The following is a 651-nucleotide window of genomic DNA, read 5'->3' as shown; positions in this document are numbered from 1 at the left end:
GTTCATGGGCAGGAGTCGCCCCAGGGAATAACGAAAGTGCCGGAAAACGAAAGTCAGGGAAAACCCGCAAGGGAAACCAGAAGCTTCGTAGCACCCTGGTGGAAGCCGCCCGTGCCGCTGCTAGGTCTAAACACACTTATCTATCCAGCCAGTACCATCGTATTGCTGCGCGCCGGGGAGCCAATCGTGCAGCAGTTGCGGTTGCTCATAGCATCCTGACCATTGTCTACCATCTCCTCAAAAAGAAGCAGACTTACATCGAACTTGGGCCACATTACTACGAAGAACGCAAGCGCCATCAAGTCGCCAGACAAGCGATTCGGAAGTTGGAAACACTAGGGTTTAAGGTCATGGTAGAGCCTTCAAATCAAACAGCGTAGTTAACCGAAACACAATCAACAGGTGCATTAACATGACTCGTTCCAGCAAATACCAATCTGCTGGTGTTAACATCCCCTAGCTTTTTTGCGATTTTTTCATGGACTTAAATTTTCGGGATAGGGGGCTGATGAATATGAAACGCTAAAGACATTCTGTTGAATTTAAAATACAAGTTGTCAAGGAGGCCTTAGAGGCCGGAAATAAGGCTGCTGTGGCCCGTCGGTATGATATCCATCCTAATCTGGTGCATCGTTGGACAAAAGAATATCA

1 protein-coding gene and 1 pseudogene are annotated in these 651 nt (G+C 47.8%); both read left to right on the top strand.

Features of this window, described 5'->3' with window-relative positions:
- The coding region (locus IEW48_RS16845; protein ID WP_188624725.1) for a transposase at positions 1-380 on the top strand (380 nt) is incomplete at its 5' end.
- Positions 381-538: 158 nt separating this feature from the next.
- A pseudogene (locus tag IEW48_RS17745) lies at positions 539-651 on the top strand (transposase); the annotation flags it as partial.

It is taken from the genome of Caldalkalibacillus thermarum (genome assembly GCF_014644735.1).
Taxonomy (GTDB): Bacteria; Bacillota; Bacilli; order Caldalkalibacillales; family Caldalkalibacillaceae; genus Caldalkalibacillus; species Caldalkalibacillus thermarum.
The sequence above is the reverse complement of the archived record's forward strand: the minus strand, read 5'-3'. Positions and strand labels throughout refer to the sequence as shown.